Annotated in this window: 20 protein-coding genes and 1 pseudogene; 4 read left to right on the top strand and 17 right to left on the bottom strand. The window is 62.6% G+C overall.

What is annotated here, in order from left to right:
• Window positions 1-123 precede the first annotated feature (123 nt).
• A pseudogene (locus NKJ35_RS24975) lies at window positions 124-624 on the bottom strand (DUF2165 family protein).
• Between the two features lie 79 nt (window positions 625-703).
• Between NKJ35_RS24975 and NKJ35_RS24970 the strand changes: the two are divergent.
• Window positions 704-937, top strand: a complete 234-nt coding sequence (locus NKJ35_RS24970; protein WP_352649985.1) for a hypothetical protein — start codon at window positions 704-706, stop codon at window positions 935-937.
• A gap of 26 nt (window positions 938-963) precedes the next feature.
• Here the strand turns inward: NKJ35_RS24970 and NKJ35_RS24965 are convergent, their stop codons facing one another.
• From NKJ35_RS24965 to NKJ35_RS24890, 16 genes are all read right to left on the bottom strand, one after another.
• Window positions 964-1,728 carry an ABC transporter permease gene (locus NKJ35_RS24965; RefSeq protein WP_352649984.1) on the bottom strand — a complete coding sequence of 255 codons (765 nt, stop codon included), beginning with the start codon at window positions 1,726-1,728 and terminating at the stop codon, window positions 964-966.
• The gene (locus NKJ35_RS24960) at window positions 1,725-2,660 is read right to left on the bottom strand and encodes an ABC transporter ATP-binding protein (RefSeq protein WP_352649982.1); all 936 of its coding nucleotides are present in this window, start codon (window positions 2,658-2,660) and stop codon (window positions 1,725-1,727) included. Before NKJ35_RS24960 ends, NKJ35_RS24965 begins: the two co-directional genes overlap by 4 nt.
• The gene (locus NKJ35_RS24955) at window positions 2,657-3,832 is read right to left on the bottom strand and encodes an ABC transporter permease (protein WP_352649980.1); all 1,176 of its coding nucleotides are present in this window, start codon (window positions 3,830-3,832) and stop codon (window positions 2,657-2,659) included. The genes NKJ35_RS24960 and NKJ35_RS24955 overlap by 4 nt, the downstream gene beginning before the upstream one ends.
• A 43-nt stretch (window positions 3,833-3,875) precedes the next feature.
• Entirely contained in the window at window positions 3,876-4,787 is a 912-nt protein-coding gene (gene osmF, locus NKJ35_RS24950; RefSeq protein WP_352649978.1) for a glycine betaine ABC transporter substrate-binding protein OsmF, read from the bottom strand.
• Between the two features lie 159 nt (window positions 4,788-4,946).
• A complete protein-coding gene (locus NKJ35_RS24945) occupies window positions 4,947-6,164 on the bottom strand; it encodes an MFS transporter (RefSeq protein WP_352649976.1) in 1,218 nt (405 codons plus the stop codon).
• Window positions 6,161-6,661 carry a transcription antitermination factor NusB gene (nusB, locus tag NKJ35_RS24940; RefSeq protein WP_352456584.1) on the bottom strand — a complete coding sequence of 167 codons (501 nt, stop codon included), beginning with the start codon at window positions 6,659-6,661 and terminating at the stop codon, window positions 6,161-6,163. The genes NKJ35_RS24945 and nusB overlap by 4 nt, the downstream gene beginning before the upstream one ends.
• The gene (ribH, locus tag NKJ35_RS24935; RefSeq protein ID WP_352649975.1) at window positions 6,658-7,152 is read right to left on the bottom strand and encodes a 6,7-dimethyl-8-ribityllumazine synthase; all 495 of its coding nucleotides are present in this window, start codon (window positions 7,150-7,152) and stop codon (window positions 6,658-6,660) included. The genes nusB and ribH overlap by 4 nt, the downstream gene beginning before the upstream one ends.
• Before the next feature lie 130 nt (window positions 7,153-7,282).
• Window positions 7,283-7,900, bottom strand: coding sequence for a riboflavin synthase (locus NKJ35_RS24930; protein ID WP_352649973.1), 618 nt, complete (start codon window positions 7,898-7,900; stop codon window positions 7,283-7,285).
• 30 nt (window positions 7,901-7,930) lie between these two features.
• Window positions 7,931-9,061 (bottom strand): bifunctional diaminohydroxyphosphoribosylaminopyrimidine deaminase/5-amino-6-(5-phosphoribosylamino)uracil reductase RibD, encoded by a 1,131-nt coding sequence (ribD, locus tag NKJ35_RS24925; RefSeq protein ID WP_352649971.1) that lies wholly within the window; start codon window positions 9,059-9,061, stop codon window positions 7,931-7,933.
• 2 nt (window positions 9,062-9,063) lie between these two features.
• The gene (nrdR, locus tag NKJ35_RS24920; protein WP_023674492.1) at window positions 9,064-9,573 is read right to left on the bottom strand and encodes a transcriptional regulator NrdR; all 510 of its coding nucleotides are present in this window, start codon (window positions 9,571-9,573) and stop codon (window positions 9,064-9,066) included.
• A 153-nt stretch (window positions 9,574-9,726) separates the two neighbouring features.
• Window positions 9,727-10,305, bottom strand: coding sequence for a hypothetical protein (locus NKJ35_RS24915; protein ID WP_352649969.1), 579 nt, complete (start codon window positions 10,303-10,305; stop codon window positions 9,727-9,729).
• A 68-nt stretch (window positions 10,306-10,373) separates the two neighbouring features.
• Window positions 10,374-11,687: a serine hydroxymethyltransferase gene (gene glyA, locus NKJ35_RS24910; RefSeq protein WP_352649968.1), complete on the bottom strand. Its 1,314-nt coding sequence runs from the start codon at window positions 11,685-11,687 to the stop codon at window positions 10,374-10,376.
• A gap of 440 nt (window positions 11,688-12,127) precedes the next feature.
• The gene (locus NKJ35_RS24905; protein ID WP_352477160.1) at window positions 12,128-13,381 is read right to left on the bottom strand and encodes a L,D-transpeptidase family protein; all 1,254 of its coding nucleotides are present in this window, start codon (window positions 13,379-13,381) and stop codon (window positions 12,128-12,130) included.
• Between the two features lie 352 nt (window positions 13,382-13,733).
• Window positions 13,734-14,249, bottom strand: coding sequence for a transcriptional regulator LdtR (gene ldtR, locus NKJ35_RS24900; RefSeq protein WP_023674486.1), 516 nt, complete (start codon window positions 14,247-14,249; stop codon window positions 13,734-13,736).
• A 202-nt stretch (window positions 14,250-14,451) separates the two neighbouring features.
• Complete coding sequence (locus tag NKJ35_RS24895) at window positions 14,452-14,874, bottom strand: DUF6163 family protein (protein ID WP_352649967.1); 423 nt, start codon at window positions 14,872-14,874, stop codon at window positions 14,452-14,454.
• Window positions 14,871-15,914: an enoyl-CoA hydratase/isomerase family protein gene (locus tag NKJ35_RS24890; protein ID WP_352649966.1), complete on the bottom strand. Its 1,044-nt coding sequence runs from the start codon at window positions 15,912-15,914 to the stop codon at window positions 14,871-14,873. Before NKJ35_RS24890 ends, NKJ35_RS24895 begins: the two co-directional genes overlap by 4 nt.
• Before the next feature lie 144 nt (window positions 15,915-16,058).
• Between NKJ35_RS24890 and NKJ35_RS24885 the strand changes: the two genes are divergently transcribed.
• The 3 genes from NKJ35_RS24885 (at window position 16,059) to NKJ35_RS24875 (ending at window position 19,165) form a co-directional block, all read left to right on the top strand.
• Window positions 16,059-16,883, top strand: coding sequence for a DUF8605 domain-containing protein (locus NKJ35_RS24885; protein WP_352649964.1), 825 nt, complete (start codon window positions 16,059-16,061; stop codon window positions 16,881-16,883).
• Between the two features lie 87 nt (window positions 16,884-16,970).
• The gene (hemB, locus tag NKJ35_RS24880; protein WP_352477156.1) at window positions 16,971-18,002 is read left to right on the top strand and encodes a porphobilinogen synthase; all 1,032 of its coding nucleotides are present in this window, start codon (window positions 16,971-16,973) and stop codon (window positions 18,000-18,002) included.
• A 515-nt stretch (window positions 18,003-18,517) separates the two neighbouring features.
• Window positions 18,518-19,165: a dihydrofolate reductase family protein gene (locus NKJ35_RS24875; RefSeq protein WP_352649962.1), complete on the top strand. Its 648-nt coding sequence runs from the start codon at window positions 18,518-18,520 to the stop codon at window positions 19,163-19,165.
• Window positions 19,166-19,206 lie beyond the last annotated feature (41 nt).

Genomic DNA, 19,206 nt, shown 5'->3' with positions numbered 1-19,206 from the left:
ATATTGTTCGGTTCTTGTCCGGCTTTCGCCCAAAAGATCTCGGGTTTCGCCCAAAAGGCTGGACGGCAGTGCGCCTGTCGACACCGCCATCCGGTAAGGTCGATTGAAATCGACGAAGGGCCGTCAAGCTTTGCGCGGGTCGCCGTCCGGCTGGACGACGAAGACCAGCACCACCAGCATGGTCATGTAGAATTTGAACGCCGCCTCCTGACCATTCTATGTCGAAGACTGCCACATGGCAAACCACTCGCCGCCAACGACCATGAAACCGAAATACCAAACGAGGAAGCCCATTGTGGCGGCAATGATGGCGAACTTCTTGGCATCGTTGAAAGCCTGTCCGCTGGCGTTGCGCGCCTGCCAGAGTTGCCAGGCGGCGATCAGGAAGAGCAGGCAGGTCAGCGCCTCGCCAAGGATGATCAGCCAGTAGCCTGCCGTCCACAAGGCCGGGTTGGTGATCGAGCGGTACATCAGTGCATTGCCTGGAAAGGTCGTGTCCATGCTCAGCACATGCTGGACAAAGGCGAAGTTTGAGCCGTAATCGGTGATGTTGCCAAAGGCGACGAGGAAGGCGAAAGCCGCCAGACACAAACACATGACGATCTTGGAGAAACGCGCGGTCATGGCAAGAACTCCTGCTGCAAGATCGGGGCATCGCACTCATCAATCGCCGAGTCCCGAAGATCGCGCAACGGGTGGCCCAGTGATCATCGTGCTCACAGCCATTGCGAGACATTATGCCGGCAAGCAAGACATTGCCGGGACTGTCGAAGCCCTCGATCTCGATAGCGATTGCGCTGTCGGCGACTTGGTCTCTGTGGTTGGAGCCGGGACACAGCACGATTTCGCCGTCATCCGCCGCCGCTGGATCGCCAGCGGGACGGGTATGGCGCTCGAACTGACGCTTGATCATCCGGCGCGTTCGATCGGCCGCTGAAAGGAACGAAGCTCGCTCGGAGAGGCTTACTCCGCCTCGCGTCCCATGCGCCGCGCTGTGTAGCGCTCGATCGCCGACAGCCCGTCATAGATCAGTACGGCAAGGGCGGCGACGATCAGGCCGCCCTGCAGGATGAAGGCGAGGTTGTTCGACAGCAGGCCGGCGATGATCACCTCGCCCAATGTCCTCGCCGCGACTGTCGAGCCGATGGTCGCGGTGGCAAGGCTGATCACCACCGACAGCCGGATACCGCCGAGAATGATCGGCGCGCTGAGCGGCAGCTCGACCTTGATCAGCTTTTGCCAGCCAGTCATGCCGGCGCCACGCGCCGCCTCGACGACGTTGGCTGGCAGCGTCGTCAGGCCGGTCAGCGCGTTCTCGAAGATCGGCAGCAGGCCATAGAGAAACAGCGCAATCAGCGTCGGCTTTTCGCCGAAGCCGACCGCCGGCACGGCAAGCGCCAGTACCGCTACCGGTGGAAAGGTCTGGCCTATGTTGACCAGGCTGCGCGACAGCGGCAGGAATTCGGCGCCGGCCGGCCTGGTGACCAGAATGGCGAGCGCGACCGCAACGATCGTCGCGGCAACCGTCGCGATCAGCACGGTCCGCAGATGCAGCAGCGTCAGCGTCAACAGGCTGCCCTGATTGTAGATTACCGGCGCATTGTTCTCTGTCAGCGGCTTCAGCAGCGGTTCGAACCAGCCGGGATTGGTGACGAAGGCGATAAGCAGCACCACCAGGGCAAGCCTGAGCAGTGATGGAAGCCAAGCCTTTAAGCCAGCCTCTTTCATGCCGGTCTCGCGCGCTTAACTAGCCCGTCCACCGTGACGCGGCCAAGCGGCTTGCCGTCGGTATCTGTCACCGGCAGCGCAGGGCGGCCCGACCACAGGAGTTCGGCGAGCGCGTCGCGCTGGCTGGCGTCACCGGGGATCGCCTCGCCTTCGGCGGTGCCGTTTTCCACCGCGTCGCGGACCCGGCCAAGCGACAACAGCCGGAACGGTTTTTCGCTGGCACCTACCAGGGTTTCGACAAACGCGCTGGCCGGTTTCGCCAGTATTTCGGCCGGCTCGGCATATTGCACCACTTTGCCGCCGTCCATCACGGCGATCTTGTCGCCCATGTGAACGGCCTCTTCCATGTCATGGGTGACTAGGATGATGGTGGTGCCGAAGCGCTTCTGGATTGCCAGCAGATCCTCCTGCGCCTTGTTGCGGATAATCGGATCGAGCGCCCCGAACGGCTCATCCATCAACAGCACGTTGGGTTCCGCGGCAAGCGCCCGAGCGACGCCGACGCGCTGCTGCTGGCCGCCGGAAAGCTCGTGCGGATAGCGTGGCCCGTAGTCTTGCGGGTCGAGCTGGTATAGCGTCATCAGCTCGTCGACGCGGGCCTTGATGCGGTTGGCGTCCCAGCCGAGCAATACCGGCACAGTGGCGATGTTCTGCGCCACCGTGCGATGCGGAAACAGGCCGTGGCCCTGGATGGCATAGCCTATGCTGCGGCGCAGCTCATAATCCGGCACCGAGCGGTTGTCGACGCCGTCGAGCTTGATCACGCCCGATGTCGGCTCGACCAGCCGGTTGATCATGCGAAGCAGCGTCGTCTTGCCGGAGCCGGAGGTGCCGACGATGACGGCGATGCTGCGCGGCTCGATTACCATCGACACGTCGTTGACGACTGTCGTCTCGCCGTAGCGCTTGGTGATGCCTTCGATCTCGATCATGCCGTTTCAACCCTGCGCTTGCTGGCGCTCATTTCGATCACTGCATCGAGGATGATGGCGGCGGCGAAGGCCAGCGCCACCGTCGGCACGGCGCCGAGCAGCACCAGGTCCATCGCCGTCTGACCGACGCCCTGGAACACGAACACGCCAAAGCCGCCGCCGCCGATCAACGCGGCAATCGTGGCGAGGCCGATATTCTGCACCAGCACGATGCGGATGCCGGTGAGGATCACCGGGAAGGCGAGCGGAAACTCGACGCCGAACAGCCGCTGGCGGTCGGTCATGCCCATGCCGCGCGCTGCGTCGTTGGCGGCACGCGGCACACCGGCAAGGCCGACCACGGTATTGGCCACCACCGGCAGCAGCGAATAGAGGAACAGGGCGACGAAAGCCGGCGCTGTGCCGATGCCGCGAATGCCGAGCGCGGCAGCACCCGGCACATGCGAAGCGACCCAGCCGAGCGGTGCGATCAAGAGGCCGAACAGCGCGATCGAAGGAATGGTCTGGATGATGTTCAGCACGTTGAGCACGCCGGCCCGCAATTTCTCGACGCGGTGGCAGAGGATGCCGAGCGGCAGGCCGATAATCACCGCAGCCGCCAGCGAACCCAGCGCCAACGTCACGTGCTTGGAGCCTTCCGCCCAAAAACTATCGGAGCGATTGAAATATTCCTTGAGGATCGACAGGCTGTTCCAGCTTCCCGAGACGAGCAGCAGGCCGATCGCCGCTGCGGCGACAACAAGCACGCCGACCCGTGCCTGCGGCGACAGGTTCAGCCTTGTGAGCACGTCGGCGAGCAGAAGCGTGAAGGCGAAGATAAGCAGCCAGAAGCCCGAAGCCGGCGAGATACGGGCGAAGGTGTTGCCGGCGGGCGTCAGGAAGCTGCCGGCAACGCCGATCAGCAGCGCCAGCGCCGCAAGTGCCACCGCACTGGCGGCGAGGCGCAGAGCAAGCGGCGTTTTCAGCAGCGCAATGAGCGCCGCTGCGACAACAATCGCCATCAATAGCGGACCGACCGCCGCGGGCAAAGATTCGAGGATCGAGCGCGCCTCGCCGGGTACGATGCGATTGGCGCGGAAGGTGGCGAATGGCGCCGCGAAAGCCGCATAGGCCGATATCGCCGCGATGACCACGCCAAGCTTGTCGAACCGGATGCGCACGCCCTCCCCCATCGGCCGATCCGGCGCACCTTGAAGCGGAGCGCCGGAAATCGCCTTACTTCAGGAAGCCGTTCTTTTTCAAAAAGTCCTCAGCGACGCCCTTGACTGGCTCGCCGCCAACCTGCACGCGGCCATTCAACTCCTGCAGCGTAACGAGATCGAGCTTGGCGAAGACCGGCTTCAGAAGCGTCTCGATTTCGGGATGCTCCTTCAGCACCGCCTCGCGGATGATCGGCGCTGGCTGGTAGACCGGCTGCACACCCTTGTCGTCTTCAAGCACGACGAGGCCGGAGGGCGCGATGCCGCCGTCGGTGCCGTAGACCATGGCGGCGTTGGCGCCGTTGGTCTGGTTGGCCGCAGCGGCAATGGTCGCCGCCGTATCGCCGCCCGACAGCGTGATCAACTGGTCCGGCTTCAGCGTGAAGCCATAGGTCTTCTGGAAAGCGGGCAGCGCGGCCGCCGAATTGACGAACTCGGCGGAGGCCGCCAGCACCACCTTGCCGCCGCCCGAGACATATTTGCCGAAGTCGGAAAGGGTGACGAGCTTATTGGTATCGGCGACCTCCTTGCGCAGGGCGATCGCCCAGGTGTTGTTGGCCGGTGACGGTGACAGCCAGACGATCTTGTTGGCGTCGTAGTCGAGCTTCTTGGCAGTCTCGTAGGCCTTGGCGGCGTCTTTCCACACCGGATCGTCGGCCTTCTCGAAGAAGAAGGCGGCGTTGCCGGTGTATTCCGGATAGATGTCGATCTCGCCGGCTGCAATCGCCTTGCGGACCACGGGCGTGCCGCCGAGCTGGATACGGTCGGTGGTCTGGACATTATTGGCGTTCAGCACCAGTTGGATGATATTGCCGAGCACGCCGCCCTCGGTGTCGATCTTCGACGACACCACCACCTGGGCACTCGCCGAGGCAAACGTAATTCCGAGCGCTAGTACAGCGCCGGCCAGAACCTTGATTGAAAACATCTCACAAATCCCTTGCTGTGAACCGGAATACGGCTGCCGCATATGAGCATGGCTTCGATGCCCCGTCGGGGTACACGGTTTCATAAGAGGGGGGATGGGCGCAATAATTTTGTTCGGATGTGAGTGAATCCGCTGCCGCGACGTCCCGACAGCGTGACGTCAGTTGGCCGTCCGCAAGCCCGTCATCTTCAACACGCCCAGTGCCACGAAGCACAGCGCGACGACCGGGAAAATCATCCAGTTCAGCATCTCCCAGCCCCAGGCATTGTAGACCGCGCCCGACATCAGCGAGGCGAAGGCGACGGAGCCGAACAGGACGAAATCGTGGAACCCCTGGACCTTGCCTTTTTCGGATGGCTGGTAGCTGTCGGCCACCATGGCGGTGGCACCGATGAAGCTGAAGTTCCAGCCAAGGCCGAGCAGGATCAGCGTCGTCCAGAACTGCCACAGTGCCAACCCCGACAGCGCGACTATGCCGCAGCCAATGAGCAGTACCAGGCCGATAGCCACGATCCGTTCCGCGCCAAAACGATGGATCAGCGACCCCGTGAAGAAGCTCGGCGCGAACATCGCCATGACGTGCCAGGAAATGCCGAGCGTGGCGTCGTCGGTCGAAAGGCCGCAGCCGACCATGGCCAGCGGCGCGCCGGTCATCACGAAGCTCATCAGTGCGTAGCTGCCGATGGCGCAAAACAACGCCGCGACGAAGCGTGGCCTGGTGACGATTTCTGAGAGCGGCCTGGCGTCGCTGTCGGAAATTTCCACCTTCTCGGTTGCCTTGGCTGGGATACGCAACAAAGAGAGAATGGCGGCGCCGACCGCCGCCAGCACCAGGATGGACGCAAACGAGCCGGCAAACTTCACCGGCGAGAACAGATCGCCGGTGAAGATGACGATCTGCGGCCCGAGTATGGCGGTGACGATGCCGCCGGCCAGCACGAAGGAGATGGCACGCGCCTTGAATTCAGGCGGAGCATTGTCGGCGGCGGCAAAGCGGAATTGCTGGACGAAGGCGCCCCCGATCCCGATCACGGCCAAGCCGAAAGCGAACAGCCAGAAGCTGGGATGAAATAGCGCCAGCGTGGCGATCAGGCCGCCAAGCGCTGTCACCGCCGTTCCGGTCATGAAGCCGTCGCGCTGGCCGAGCCGGCGGATGATCGCCGCGGCCGGCAGGGAACCGAGTGCCACGCCGACATTGAAGCCGGTGATCGGCGCGGTTGCCAGCGACTTGTCAGCGTCGAGCAGATACTGCCCGGCCAATCCGCCCATGGAAATGGCGATGGGTGCGGCCGAGCCGATGATCGCCTGCGAGGCTGCGAGGATGATGGCGGTGCGACGCGCTTCCTTGCCCGCCACAACGGCGACGACGGCAGTCATGAGGCGTCCTTCCCCCGGCCCTCGCCACGCACCCGGCGCGACACGCGATCAAGCACGGCATTGACCAGTTTCGGCTCGTCTTCCTCGTAAAATGCCTTGGCGATGTCGACATATTCGGAGACGATGACCGCCACCGGCACGTCCTCGCGCTGCATCAGCTCGTAGACGCCGGCGCGCAATATGGCGCGCAATGTTGAATCGAGCCTCGACAGAGGCCAGTCCTCGGTCAGTGCCTGTCGGATGATCGGATCGATGGTCTTCTGGTGCTCGACGACGCCTGCAAGAATGGCGCGAAACCATTGCGCATCGGCTTCGCGATAGAGCGCGCCGTCGACTTCCTTGCCGAGCCTGAACGCCTCGTACTCGGCGGTGATCTCAAACACGCCGCTGCCGGCGACGTCCATCTGATAGAGCGCCTGTACAGCGGCCAGACGGGCTGCACCGCGCTTGTTGGCATGGCGAACCGCAGGCTGGCCGGGCGAAGCGGGTTCGCTCACGTTCGCTCTCCCAGCTGTTCCTTTAGAGCGATCATGGTCAGCGCCGCACGCGCCGCAAAGCCGCCCTTGTCGCCTTCCGAACGCCTGGCCCGTGTCCACGCCTGTTCGTCGTTTTCGGTGGTCAGGATGCCGTTGCCGATACAGACCGAATCCTGCACGGACAGGTCCATCAGGGCACGGCTGGATTCATTGGCGACGATCTCGAAATGATAGGTGTCGCCGCGGATGACTGTGCCGAGGGCGACGAAACCGTCATAGTTCGTCCCGCCTTCGGAGGCACCGTCGAGCGCGAAGGAAATCACGGCGGGGATTTCGAGCGAGCCAGGAACGGTGACGACATCGTATGTCGCGCCCGCTTCGTCGAGCGCGCTGGTCGCGCCTTCGAGCAGCGCGTCGGCAAGGTCGTCGTGAAAGCGCGCCTCGATGACAAGAAGGTGCGCCTTCTTCTTCGGACGGGTGAACGCTTTGCCGTGTTGGGATGTGCCTGCCATAGATGTCTCCGGGGATCGCCGGTGACTTAGGCCGAAGCCGGTTTGATCGCAAGCGGAAGATTGCCGAAGGAACTTTCAGGGCCAACCCGGTGGCGATCGCATCAGGGAATGGGCTTTATGGACGAGCGCCTCAAAGCCCCTCCTTCGCCGCCTCCATCAGCCGCGCGGCGTAGCGGGCCATGGTGTCGATCTCGAGATTGACCCAGTCGCCGACCTGGCGTTCGCCCCAGGTGGTGACGGTCAGCGAATGATGGATCAACAGCACGTCGAAGCGGGTGCCTTCGACCTTGTTGACGGTGAGCGAAGTGCCGTCGAGTGCGACGGAACCCTTGGGGGCGATGAATTTGGCAAGCCCGCGCGGTGCTTCCAGGGTAAAGCGCACGGCGTCACCCTCTTCCTTGCGGGCCACGATCTCGGCCATGCCGTCGACATGGCCTGATACAATGTGGCCACCGAGTTCGTCGCCGATCTTCAGCGCCCGCTCCAGATTGATCCTCGTGCCGGATTTCCAGGCCATAGCTGTCGTCAGTCTGAGTGCTTCTTCCCAGGCCTCGACCTCGAACCACCGTGCGTTGGCGCCGTCTTCCGGCAGTCCCGTTACCGTCAGACAGACGCCGCCACAGGAAATCGAGGCGCCGATGGCAATGGTCTGCGGATCGTAGGCGGTGTCGATACGCAAACCGACGCCTTCCCTGAGCGGCTTCACGGCAACGACGGTGCCGACATCGGTGACGATTCCGGTGAACATTAGTTTGGCCCCGTGAACATCAGTTCGGTCCTAGATGTCTCTTATCCATTCCGCATATGTGTCTTCGCCGAAACGCATGTTGCGCAATTTGCGAAATCCCGGCGGGATATTGTTGGCATCGATTGGCGATACAATGCCGCCCTCGCCGATCGCGTCCGGCCCCTGAAACAGCACGATACGATCGACCAGTTGTTCGTCGAGGAACGCCTTGGCCACCCTGGCCCCGCCCTCGACCAGGAGACTGGCCATGCCGAGCGCCGCCAGATCCTCGAGCAGTTCCGGCAGCGCAATATCGCCTTCATACGTCTCAGTGCCGATAAAGCGAACGCCGGCGCGTTCAAGCGCGGCGCGCCGGTGCGGATCGGCCTCGGCGCAGGCAGCGATATAGAGCGGCACACGGTCGACGCCGGCGACCAGTTTCGAAGTCTCGGGTAGCCTGATCTGGCGGTCGAGCACGATGCGCGCCGGCGAACGGCTCTCCAGTCCCGGAAGCCTAACCGTCAGCGCCGGATCGTCCTCCAGTGCCGTGCCGATGCCGATCAATATGCCATCGGCTTCGGCGCGCGTCAGATAGACTTCGCGCCGGGCGATATCGCCGGTGATGGAGACCTGTCCCTCGCCTCTCACGCCGATCTTGTTGTCGCTTGAAAGCGCAAGCTTCAGGATCACTTCCGGGCGTTTTTTCAGAGATCGAATCAAATAGCCGGCCATCTGCTCCGCGGCATCGGCCGCCAGCACTTTTTCCACCACTTCGACCCCAGCGGCACGCAAGATTGCATAGCCCTTGCCGGAAACACGCGGGTCCGGATCGCTGGCAGCGCCGACCACACGCGCCACGCCGGCACTGACCAGGGCATTGGCGCAAGGCGGCGTGCGGCCGTGATGGGCGCAGGGCTCCAGCGTTACATAGGCGGTGGCGCCGCGCGCCAGTTCGCCGGCCTCTGCCAAAGCCTCGGTCTCGGCATGCGGCCGGCCGCCGACGGCGGTGACGCCGCTGCCGACGATCATCGGCCCGTTGCCGTCATCCCGTACGATCAGCGTGCCGACGGAAGGATTGGTCGAGGTCCGGCCGGCATTCTTGCGCGACAGCCTGAGGGCTGCCGCCATATAGCGGCGATCGAGGAGCTCTTGCTCAGCCGTGCTGCGTTCGGACCCTGCCATGCTCAGCTGGCGTCCTCTTCGCTCTTCAGCTCTTCGCCCCTGGGCTCGTCGGTTTTGAGCTCGTCGCCTTTGAGTTCGCCCAATACGTCGTGGAAATCCTTGGCCTCGCGGAAATTGCGGTAGACGGAGGCAAAGCGCACATAGGCGACATCATCGAGCGACTTAAGCGCCTCCATGACCAGCCGGCCGACTTCGCCAGAAGCCACTTCGGTCTCGCCCGAGCTTTCGAGCTGGCGCACGATGCCGGTCACGGCCCGGTCGATGCGCTCGGGATCGACATTGCGCTTGCGTACCGCGATCTCGACCGAGCGCAGCAGCTTGTCGCGGTCGAACGGCACCTTGCGTCCAGACTTCTTCACGACGACGAGATCGCGCAGCTGTACCCGCTCGAACGTGGTAAAACGGCCGCCGCAATCCGGGCAGACGCGCCGCCTGCGGATCGCCGCGCCGTCTTCGGCGGGGCGTGAATCCTTCACCTGCGTATCTTCGGACTGACAGTAGGGACAGCGCATGGAGGGCCTTCGGTTCGCGATTCTCGTGGAGCGAAAGGCTTAGAGGTTTTTGCCACGATGGCAAAGTATGGCCGATGACCGATCGCGCCTCAGAGATAGAGAGGGACGAGGAAAATTGCGAGAGTGGCAATCAGTTGGACGGCAATACGCCAATCAGGGAGCGACGTCGCCGGTCGGGAAGCCGCAGGACGTGCCGAGATAGCGATAGGCTTTGGTGAAGCCGTCCATCGATATGGTCGCGACCGGCTTGTCGGCGAAGCTGACATCGAGGGCGCTCGTACGGCGCATGGCACGCAGTATGGCAAGCGTGGTCTCGGGCTTGTTGTCCATCATCCACTGTCCGTCGGCGATAGGATGAAAACCAGCCTTGATCTTGTCGTTAACGTCGCGAAACACCGCCGGGACGTTGTCACCTTTGGGCAAGTCACTGTTTCTCACGGCGATGATGAGGCTCGGATAGCCTGCCGGTGGCAGTACGTCGCCATTCGAGATGGCCAGCGTAAGGGTGCCGCTGGTCCCGTTAGCGTCGAAAAAGACGGTCGAGGCGGCGCAGGTCTTGCGCACATCCTCACCGGTGTTGACCTCGTCCATCGTGGTGGACCACCTGCCGAAGGTCTCTGTCTTGGGCGCTGCCGGCGTCGGCTCGGTCTGCGCCAAGGCGAGGTCGGACAGCTGCAAAATGGCCGATGCCAGCAAGGCGCCAAAGCCGGCGAAACGGAAAGTTTGCATCATTGAGCTTCTTCGCAAGTGCCTTGCTGTCGCACCGGGATTGTCGCACACATGGAGGACACTCGGCGTGGTCAACCAAGGTACGGGTAAAGCGGAAAACGATCCGTCAATGCCGCCACCTTGGTCTTCACAACTGCCTCGACGGCCGCATTGCCATCGTCGGAATTGGCGACTTTCAGTCCATCCAGCACCTCGGCGATCAGCTTGCCGATCTCGCGGAACTCAGCCTGGCCGAAGCCGCGCGTGGTGCCAGCCGGCGTGCCAAGCCGAACGCCCGAGGTGACGAAAGGCTTTTCCGGGTCGAAGGGGATGCCGTTCTTGTTGCAGGTGATGTTGGCGCGGCCAAGGGCAGCCTCGGCGCGCTTCCCGGTGGCGTTCTTGGGGCGCAGGTCGACCAACATCAGATGGTTGTCAGTGCCGCCGGAGACGATGTCGAGCCCGGTTTCCTGCAGGCTGGAGGCTAGCGCCTTGGCATTGGCGACAACGCTCTCTGCATAGACCTTGAAGCTTGGCTTCAGCGCCTCTCCCAGGGCCACGGCCTTGGCGGCGATGACATGCATCAGCGGTCCGCCCTGCAGGCCGGGGAAGACGGCCGAATTCATCTTCTTGGCAATGTCCTCGTCATTGCACAGGATCATGCCGCCACGCGGGCCGCGCAGCGACTTGTGCGTCGTGGTGGTGACCACATGGGCATGCGGCAGCGGCGACGGATGCATGCCACCGGCGACCAGTCCGGCGATATGAGCCATATCGACCATCAGATAGGCGCCGACCGAATCGGCGATCTCGCGAAAACGCTTCCAGTCCCAGACACGTGAATAGGCTGTGCCGCCGGCCAGGATCAGCTTCGGCCTGGTCTCATGGGCGGTCTTCTCGATCGCGTCCATATCGAGCAGATGATCGTCCCGGCGCACGCCATAGGAGACGACCTTGAACCATTTGCCGCTCATATTGACCGGCGAGCCATGCGTCAGGTGCCCGCCGGAATTGAGGTCGAGACCCATGAAGGTGTCGCCGGGCTGCAGCAGCGCCAGGAACACCGCCTGGTTCATCTGGCTGCCGGAATTCGGCTGGACGTTGGCGAAGTTGCAGCCGAACAGCTTTTTCGCGCGTTCGATGGCCAGTTCCTCGGCGACATCGACAAACTGGCAGCCGCCATAGTAGCGTTTGCCTGGATAGCCCTCGGCATATTTGTTGGTCATGATCGACCCCTGCGCCTCGAGCACGGCGCGCGAGACGATGTTTTCCGAGGCAATCAGCTCGATCTCGTGGCGCTGGCGACCGAGTTCGTTTCGGATCGCGCCGAAAATCTCGGGATCGGCATCGGCAAGCGTGGTTTCGAAGAAGGATTCGAATTTGTTCGACACTGCCGCTGCTGTTGCCATGGGCTGAACTCCTCAAGGTTCGGGGTCTGTCGCGCCATTAACACAGTTGCTTTCGGCCCGCCACGTTTGGAGCGCGAAATTTGCTGGCCGGATTGCGCCAGAGAGACTGGCGGCCTCTATTTCCTTGCCCTGCTGAAGGGCCGGCAGGCTTCGGTGAGCGTGATCTCGGTGAACAGCGCCTGCATCGTATGGTCGTTGATCTGGCCGGCGTGATGGCGCCGCGCACGCCGGCAACAGAGCTGGCGATCCGGACGCGCAGCCCGAACGGCTCGGCCTTGCGCTTGTGTAATCGCGCCGAGACGCCCCTCGCGATGTCGCCGACCCAGATCCACAGGAAGCGCAGCCCCATGCGGCGATCGGCCCAGCAAAGCTTATCGCGAAAGACCCGGCAACGAAAAAGGCCGCCCTTCCGGCGGCCTTTTGCAAATGAACTCAGCTGCTTAGAGCGCGGATGTGATCTGCAGCTCGTTGGCTCCGTCGAGGCCGTAAATGTCGTCACGGAACTGGACCACGCCCGGCCCTGTCGACCAGGCCGAGACGTAGAGAAAATAAACCGGCACCGGATTGGTAACCTGCACCGGCATGTTCTCCCCGGTCTTGATCGCCGCCTCGAAATGCTGGCGATCCCAGCCCGGTGTGTCGCGCAGAATCCAGGTGACGAGGTCGCGCACGTTCTGAACGCGCACGCAGCCAGAGGAATCGAAGCGCATCAGCTTGCCGAACAGGCTCTGCTGCGGCGTGTCGTGCATGTAGACGCCGTCCGGGCTGGGGAAATTGATCTTGACCGAGGCCATCGCGTTGCCGGAACCGGGATCCTGGCGGAAGCGATATTTTTCGGCATCGTCGGTCGACCAGTCGACCGTCATTGGGTCGACCTCGCTGCCGTCCGGCGCGAACAGGCGGATATGGCTATCCTTGAGATAGTTGGGGTCCTTCCGCATCAGCGGAATGATGTCCTTGCGCACGATAGAGACCGGCGCGTTCCAGTACGGATTGACGATGATTTCGTTGATCTTGGAATTGACGATCGGCGTCTGGCGATCGATCTTGCCGACGATTGCGGTGTGGCGCAGCACAACGCGGTCGTTCTCGACAGCCTCGATCTGCGCCGCCGGGATGTCAACCAGCACATAGCGGTTGCCAAGCGTGCCGGCCCGCTCACGCAGCCGTTGCAGATTGGTCTGCAGCTGACCAAGCCGAACCGGCGCCGACACGTTCATTGCCGCGAAAGTATATTTGCCGGTGGTTCCGTCGGCCGGCAAGCCGTGACGCAACTGGAAGCGCTTGAGCGCCGAGTCGACATAAGAATCGAACGCTTCCGAGAGCCCGGCGCTCTGCGCCAGATCGCCCGATATCATCAAGCGCCTGCGCAGCGGCACCACATCGGGATCCTCGACGCCAAGCTGCAGCTTCTTGGTGTCTGGAACCTGCTCCCAGCCGCCTTGCGCGACGATATTCTGATACTGCATGATCGCCTGCTCGGTGAAGGACACCGTCTGCAGGCTGAAGATCGGCAGCGTCGAGGCAACCTTGCCGCCTTCGCTGGCACGCGCATCGAATTGGTCGTCCCAATTGCCACGCGCCGAGGATTTCAGGATATCCCCGATCACATCCTGTGCACTGGCGCGGCCGGCGACCATTGCGGCTGCGAGCGCGGAGGCTCCTGAAAGGAAAAAACGGCGGCTGGTTCTCATGGATGGTCCAGACATTCTTGCTACAATTCAACCCACCGGGCGGTCTCGCCCGCACTCTAGAGTTGGCTTCTTAACAATTAGCCAACCATGGCCCGCATCACTTCGGTGTAAAAACACATGGGTGTAAAAACACATGGAAGTGACTTGAGCACAGGACAAATGCACGGCTTTGGCCCAGCATCACCCGCATCTTCGGTTCCATCCGAATATGGCGGCAACGTGGCTGTTGCTCGAATTTGGATCGGCCGGCCTGACGAAACGGCAAGACCGGTGCTTTTCGGCACCGGTCTTTGGTCTGCTCCGCGGCAGCACTTCCGTGGTCCAGCTTCAGATCTTGCTGCGGCGGGTGCGATTACATCCGATAGGCGATGGTATCGTTCCAGAACCGATCCAGCCGCTGCAGGGCGCGGTTCATCTGCTTGAATTCTTCCGTGTTGATGCCGCCGACCTGCTCGATCGAGCCGACATGGCGTTCGTAAAGGCCGGCGACGACTTCCGCCACCTCGTTGCCCTTCGGCGTCAGCGAGACGCGGACCGAACGGCGGTCGATGCGCGAGCGCTGGTGGTTGATGAAGCCGAGATCGACCAGCTTCTTTAGATTGTAGGAGACATTCGAGCCGAGATAATAGCCGCGCGAGCGCAGTTCGCCAGCGGTCAGCTCCGAATTGCCGATGTTGAACAGCAGCAGCGCCTGGATGGCGTTGATGTCGGAGCGACCGTTGCGGTCGAATTCGTCCTTGATCACATCAAGCAGACGGCGATGCAGCCGCTCGACCAGCTGCAGCGATTCCATGTACAGCGAACGGATCGCCTCGCGGCGGTCATCGGATACGTTGGCGGTCTTCGCCGCCGGACGCGAATTGATCATTGTCTTTGCCTCTCGTTTGTCGCCCGGTGATTTTTTGTTCTTCACCTTGATCGCGACACTATCGAATACTCATAAAATTCGACTTAAACGCCAAGGCTAACAAGAGCTTACCGGTAAGGGGTTTCGAAAGAGGCTTAACGGACGGTCACCCGAGCAAGGATGATTAACCTAAAGATTTAGCCAACGATCCTGGCCGGAATTGCTATCGCCGGGCTTGCCGCTTCTGGATCCAGATCACCACGCGGAACACTAGGTAGAGCAGCGCCACCGCAAGGTGCGAGGCGACGATCAGCGGCCGGTGGCCGAACAAGTCGGGGAAGCCAGCATACATGACGCACTCGGTCAACGCGCAGATGAACCAGATCACCGGCCCCCAGGACGCCAGCATCCACAGGCCGGCGGCAGCGAATGGAAAAAACACTGCCAGCACCACCGCCGCCACCTGCCAGTGCACCGGCATCAGATCGAAGCGCCACAACTGGCCGGGGTAAACGCCGATCAGCCGGATCCAGTACAAGATGCCGAACAGCAGACAGTAGCCGGCGATAACGCGCTGGAACCAGGCGAAGATGACCTCGATCGTCGACGGCTGCAGCACCACGCGTCTCGAGGCGGCCTCGCTCACAGCTTCAGTTCCCGTTCGCCGAGCGGTGCGAAATAGGCATCGACGTCGGCGGCGCTGACGTCATCGATGCCTGCCGGCCGCCATTGCGGCGTCGAGCCCTTGTCGATGATGGCGGCGCGGATACCTTCATAGAAGTCGTGCCCGACAAGCATACGGTTGAGGATACGGAACTCCATTTTCATGCACTCGTCCATCGACAACGTCTGCCCGGCGCTGATCTGGCGCCACGCGACATGCAGGCTGGTCGGTGAACGTGTGCGGATGGTGGCCAGCGTATTTGCCGCGAACTCGTCGGCGATGGCTGCCCGCTCCAGGCTGGCGACCATATCGGCCAGTGACGGCTGCGCGAAATGCCGGGCGATGGCGTCCAGCGTCGGCCTGTCTGTCTCGCGTTTGGCCGGGACGAAGCAGCCGCGCAGCACCGATTCCGGGTCGCCGCTTGCCGCCAGCCGGTCGAGAAAGCCGGCCTGGTCCTCCGCCTTGATCGTATGGGTGGCGAGGCCCGACCACAACGCATCGCCATAGCGGATGCGGTTGCCGGTCAGCGCCAGATACATGCCGAAGCTGCCGCCGAGATCCGGCAACAGATGGCTGGCGCCGACATCCGGGAAAAAGCCGATCCCGACCTCTGGCATGGCAAACTGCGCGTTCTCGGTCAGCACCCGCTGCGAGCCATGGAAGGAGATGCCGACGCCGCCGCCCATGACGATGCCGTCGATCAGGGCGACATAGGGTTTCTTGAAACGGGCGATGCGGGCGTTCAGCCGGTACTCGTCGGCGAAGAACTCGACCGGCGGTTTTCCAGCCCGGCCGGCTTCGTAGATGTGGAGGATGTCGCCGCCCGCCGAAAATGCCCTGCCCTCGGCCTTGACGACGACGACGTCGACACCATCGTCGCGTTCCCAACTGCGCAGCGCCTTGTCCAGCGCCTTGACCATGCGGTGGGTTACGGCATTGAGCGCCTGCGGCCGCGTCAGCGTGACGACGCCGGCCCTGCCCAACCTTTCGAAGCGAATCTCGTCGCCTCCGCCAAAATCCATCGCCAGAGAATCCCTCCCGCGCCCGCCGGGAGTGAAGTGCTAATGCGTGGCGCATAGCCACGTCAATGGCAGCGCCAATCCCGCCTGCTGGCCCGTGGCCGCAGCCGGTGCTAATGCTGGCGCTTTGAACCGGAAGGTTGGACCATGCCTTGGTTGCCACGCCTTGCTGTTGTGGTGGTCGGCCTGATCGCTGCGAACACTCCTCCCGTATCGGCCGAAACCGTGGATAGTCTCTACCAATCGCAGACCATCGTCACCGGCCAGGGCGAGGTCAATCGCCAGATCGGTTTCAAGACATGTTTGGATGCGGTGCTGGTCCGTGTCTCCGGTGATCAGCGGCTGGCGAAAAAACCTGAGACGGCGGCGCTGCGCGACAAGGCCGGCAGCTTCGTTGCCGAATTCCGCTACCACGACCGCCTTGAAGGCATTCCGGTCCATGACGAACAAGGCACTCACGACCGGCCGCATGATCTCACCTGCCTGTACAAGCCCGACGCCATCGATCGGGTGCTTGCCGCGCTTGGCAGCAAGCCATGGCTTGCCGAGCGGCCACGCCTGGCGATTTTTCTGGCGGCGGAGCAAGGCACAAGGCAGTTCGCGCTGACTGCCGACGACCAGCGCGGGGCGGCGATGCGCGAATCCTTCGTTAATGCCACCGGTCCGCTGGTCATGCGGATTGTGTTTCCCGAAGCGTCGCTGCTGTCGGCCTCGAAGCTTGACGACCGGGCCCTGCGCCATGCCGATATGGCGACGCTGGACCAGCTTGCCCGAAAGGCCGGTGCCGATCAGGCGCTCGCCGGCAGCCTGATCTGGAGCGACAAGGAGTTTGGCTGGATCGCCGATTGGCGGCTTGCCATGAACGGCAAGGCTTATAAATGGCAAGTGCGCGGTGTCAGCTTCGACGAGGCATTCCGCGTCGCCATGCGGGGTGCTGCGCAGATTCTGTCGGGCAATGGTCAACCAGAATAACGCCCGACAGGACCGCTGGCACAATCGTGTCGCATTGGTCAGCAGCGAAGGCTCGTGGTAAAAGCCGCCCGGTCCGGAGTTTTGGCGATGAACAAATTCACACCTGCAAAGCCTGCCGGCGCGCGCAGCGTCGACGAGATCACCGGCAGCCGGCGGCTGCGGCGCATGCGCAAGGCCGATTGGTCGCGCCGCCTTGTCCAGGAGAACCGGCTCTCGGTCGACGATCTGATCTGGCCGATCTTCGTCGTCGACGGCAGACAAGTGCGCGAACCGATCGCAGCCATGCCCGGCGTGTTCCGCCTGTCGCTCGACCTCGCCGTCAAGGAGGCTGAGCGCGCGGCCAAGCTTGGCATTCCGGCGATCGCCACTTTCCCCAATGTGGAGCTCGGCCTGCGCGATCAGACCGGTTCCCACATCCTCGATCCGGAAAACATCATCAATCGCGCCACCCGCGCCATTAAGCGGGCGGTGCCGGAGATCGGCATCATCACCGACGCGGCGCTGGACCCGTTCACCTCGCATGGCCATGACGGCATCTTGCGTGAGGGCATTATCGTCAATGATGAAACGGTGGAGCAGGTGACGGCGGCGGCCGTCATCCAGGCGGCGGCAGGGGCCGACATCATTGCCCCCTCGGACATGATGGACGGCCGGATCGGTGCCATCCGCGATGCGCTCGACGCCAATGGGTTTCAGGATGTAGCGATCATGTCCTATGCGACCAAGTTCGCATCCGCTTTTTACGGCCCCTATCGCGAGGCGGTCGGCACCGCCGGCCTGCTCAAGGGCGACAAGAAAACCTATTATATCGACCACGCCAATTCCGACGAAGCGGTGCGCGAGGCCGAGCAGGATCTAGCCGAAGGCGCCGACATGCTGATGGTCAAGCCCGGCCTGCCCTATCTCGACATCATCCGCCGGCTGAAGGACGAATTGCAGATGCCGACCTTCGCCTATCAGGTCTCGGGCGAATATTCGATGATCAAGGCCGCCGCCGCCAATGGCTGGATCGACGGCGACAAGGCGATGCTGGAATCGCTGCTCGCGTTCAAGCGCGCCGGCTGCGACGGGATTCTCACCTACTTTGCGCCCGAAGTAGCGGCGATGCTGAAGGGATAGGTGATCGCATCGTTTTGGGACTTTGGTGCATGGGATGGGGCCTGTGGTAAACCTTCGGGATTGGCCGAATCCTCCTTCCCCCTCGTCATCCCGGGGCGGAGCAGGAGCGAAGCTCCGTCGCGGAGACCCTAGGATCCATGCCGTGACCTGGCGGCAGTGCTCCGGCGGATCGAAAACGAACGCACCCATCCGGTTCTCCGAAAAAGTTCGGACCATTCCAGATTGGTCTTCTTGATCTCCATTCGCGTGGTTCGTCGTTCTGGGCCGCTGTATTCTTCGGCCGATGTCACGGCATGGATCCTAGGGTCTGCGCCGCGTCGCTTCGCTCCTTGCTTCGCCCCAGGATGACGACGGGATGGTTGGTTATGGCCAATCGCCAGCGTTGGGAGATTGGCGGTTGTGGCCCAGCCGTTCATCGCTAGCCGGCGATCCAAAAACACCGCTTGCAAAATGCAATCAGTTAAGCTAACCCGATAACTGCTTGCATGTCACAATTGGTTATCGAGGAGGCTCTCATGTCCAAACTTCGCGTCAGCGCTTTCACCCTGTCGATCGACGGCTTCGGCGCCGGTCCCGACCAAGACCTGAAGAACCCGCTGGGTGTTGGCGGGGAAGCCCTGCACGGATGGATGTTCGGCACCCGCACTTTCCGCAAGATGGTCCTCGGCAAGGATGGCGGGACCACGGACACTGACGAGGCGTTCGCCGCACGCAGCTTCGAAAACGTCGGCGCATGGATCCTCGGCCGCAACATGTTTGGGCCAATCCGCGGCGAATGGCCGGATGACAGCTGGAAAGGCTGGTGGGGTGACAACCCGCCCTACCATGTGCCGGTCTTCGTGCTCACGCATCATCCGCGTGATCCGATTGTAATGGAGGGCGGCACGACCTTCTATTTCGTGACCGATGGCATCCACTCAGCGCTACAAAAGGCGAAAGCAGCGGCTGACGGCAAGGACATAAGGCTCGGCGGCGGCGGCGCAACGATCCGGCAATATCTCCAGGAAAAGCTCATCGACGAATTGCATCTGGCGATCTCACCGGTCCTGCTGGGCGCCGGCGAGAACCTTTTTGCCGGCATCGACATGCCCAAGCTCGGCTATCGCTGCAGCGAGCAGGTCGCGACGCCGAAAGCCACGCACGTCATCATCGAGCGTACCTAGCTTGTCGCAGGGCGCCGCCACAGAGCAGCGCCCTCCTCGCC

The organism is Mesorhizobium sp. M0136 (genome assembly GCF_040322515.1).
GTDB lineage: Bacteria > Pseudomonadota > Alphaproteobacteria > Rhizobiales > Rhizobiaceae > Mesorhizobium.
Note: the sequence above shows the minus strand (reverse complement) of the source record. Positions and strands in the feature narration are given on the sequence as shown.

Coding starts and splice junctions, on each gene's coding strand:
- NKJ35_RS24965 (WP_352649984.1), bottom strand. CDS start 1,728: ATGAAAGAGGCTGGCTTAAAGGCTTGGCTTCCATCACTGCTCAGGCTT.
- NKJ35_RS24960 (WP_352649982.1), bottom strand. CDS start 2,660: ATGATCGAGATCGAAGGCATCACCAAGCGCTACGGCGAGACGACAGTC.
- NKJ35_RS24955 (WP_352649980.1), bottom strand. CDS start 3,832: ATGGGGGAGGGCGTGCGCATCCGGTTCGACAAGCTTGGCGTGGTCATC.
- osmF (WP_352649978.1), bottom strand. CDS start 4,787: ATGTTTTCAATCAAGGTTCTGGCCGGCGCTGTACTAGCGCTCGGAATT.
- NKJ35_RS24945 (WP_352649976.1), bottom strand. CDS start 6,164: ATGACTGCCGTCGTCGCCGTTGTGGCGGGCAAGGAAGCGCGTCGCACC.
- ribH (WP_352649975.1), bottom strand. CDS start 7,152: ATGGCAGGCACATCCCAACACGGCAAAGCGTTCACCCGTCCGAAGAAG.
- NKJ35_RS24930 (WP_352649973.1), bottom strand. CDS start 7,900: ATGTTCACCGGAATCGTCACCGATGTCGGCACCGTCGTTGCCGTGAAG.
- ribD (WP_352649971.1), bottom strand. CDS start 9,061: ATGGCAGGGTCCGAACGCAGCACGGCTGAGCAAGAGCTCCTCGATCGC.
- nrdR (WP_023674492.1), bottom strand. CDS start 9,573: ATGCGCTGTCCCTACTGTCAGTCCGAAGATACGCAGGTGAAGGATTCA.
- NKJ35_RS24915 (WP_352649969.1), bottom strand. CDS start 10,305: ATGATGCAAACTTTCCGTTTCGCCGGCTTTGGCGCCTTGCTGGCATCG.
- glyA (WP_352649968.1), bottom strand. CDS start 11,687: ATGGCAACAGCAGCGGCAGTGTCGAACAAATTCGAATCCTTCTTCGAA.
- NKJ35_RS24905 (WP_352477160.1), bottom strand. CDS start 13,381: ATGAGAACCAGCCGCCGTTTTTTCCTTTCAGGAGCCTCCGCGCTCGCA.
- ldtR (WP_023674486.1), bottom strand. CDS start 14,249: ATGATCAATTCGCGTCCGGCGGCGAAGACCGCCAACGTATCCGATGAC.
- NKJ35_RS24890 (WP_352649966.1), bottom strand. CDS start 15,914: ATGGATTTTGGCGGAGGCGACGAGATTCGCTTCGAAAGGTTGGGCAGG.
- NKJ35_RS24885 (WP_352649964.1), top strand. CDS start 16,059: ATGCCTTGGTTGCCACGCCTTGCTGTTGTGGTGGTCGGCCTGATCGCT.
- hemB (WP_352477156.1), top strand. CDS start 16,971: ATGAACAAATTCACACCTGCAAAGCCTGCCGGCGCGCGCAGCGTCGAC.
- NKJ35_RS24875 (WP_352649962.1), top strand. CDS start 18,518: ATGTCCAAACTTCGCGTCAGCGCTTTCACCCTGTCGATCGACGGCTTC.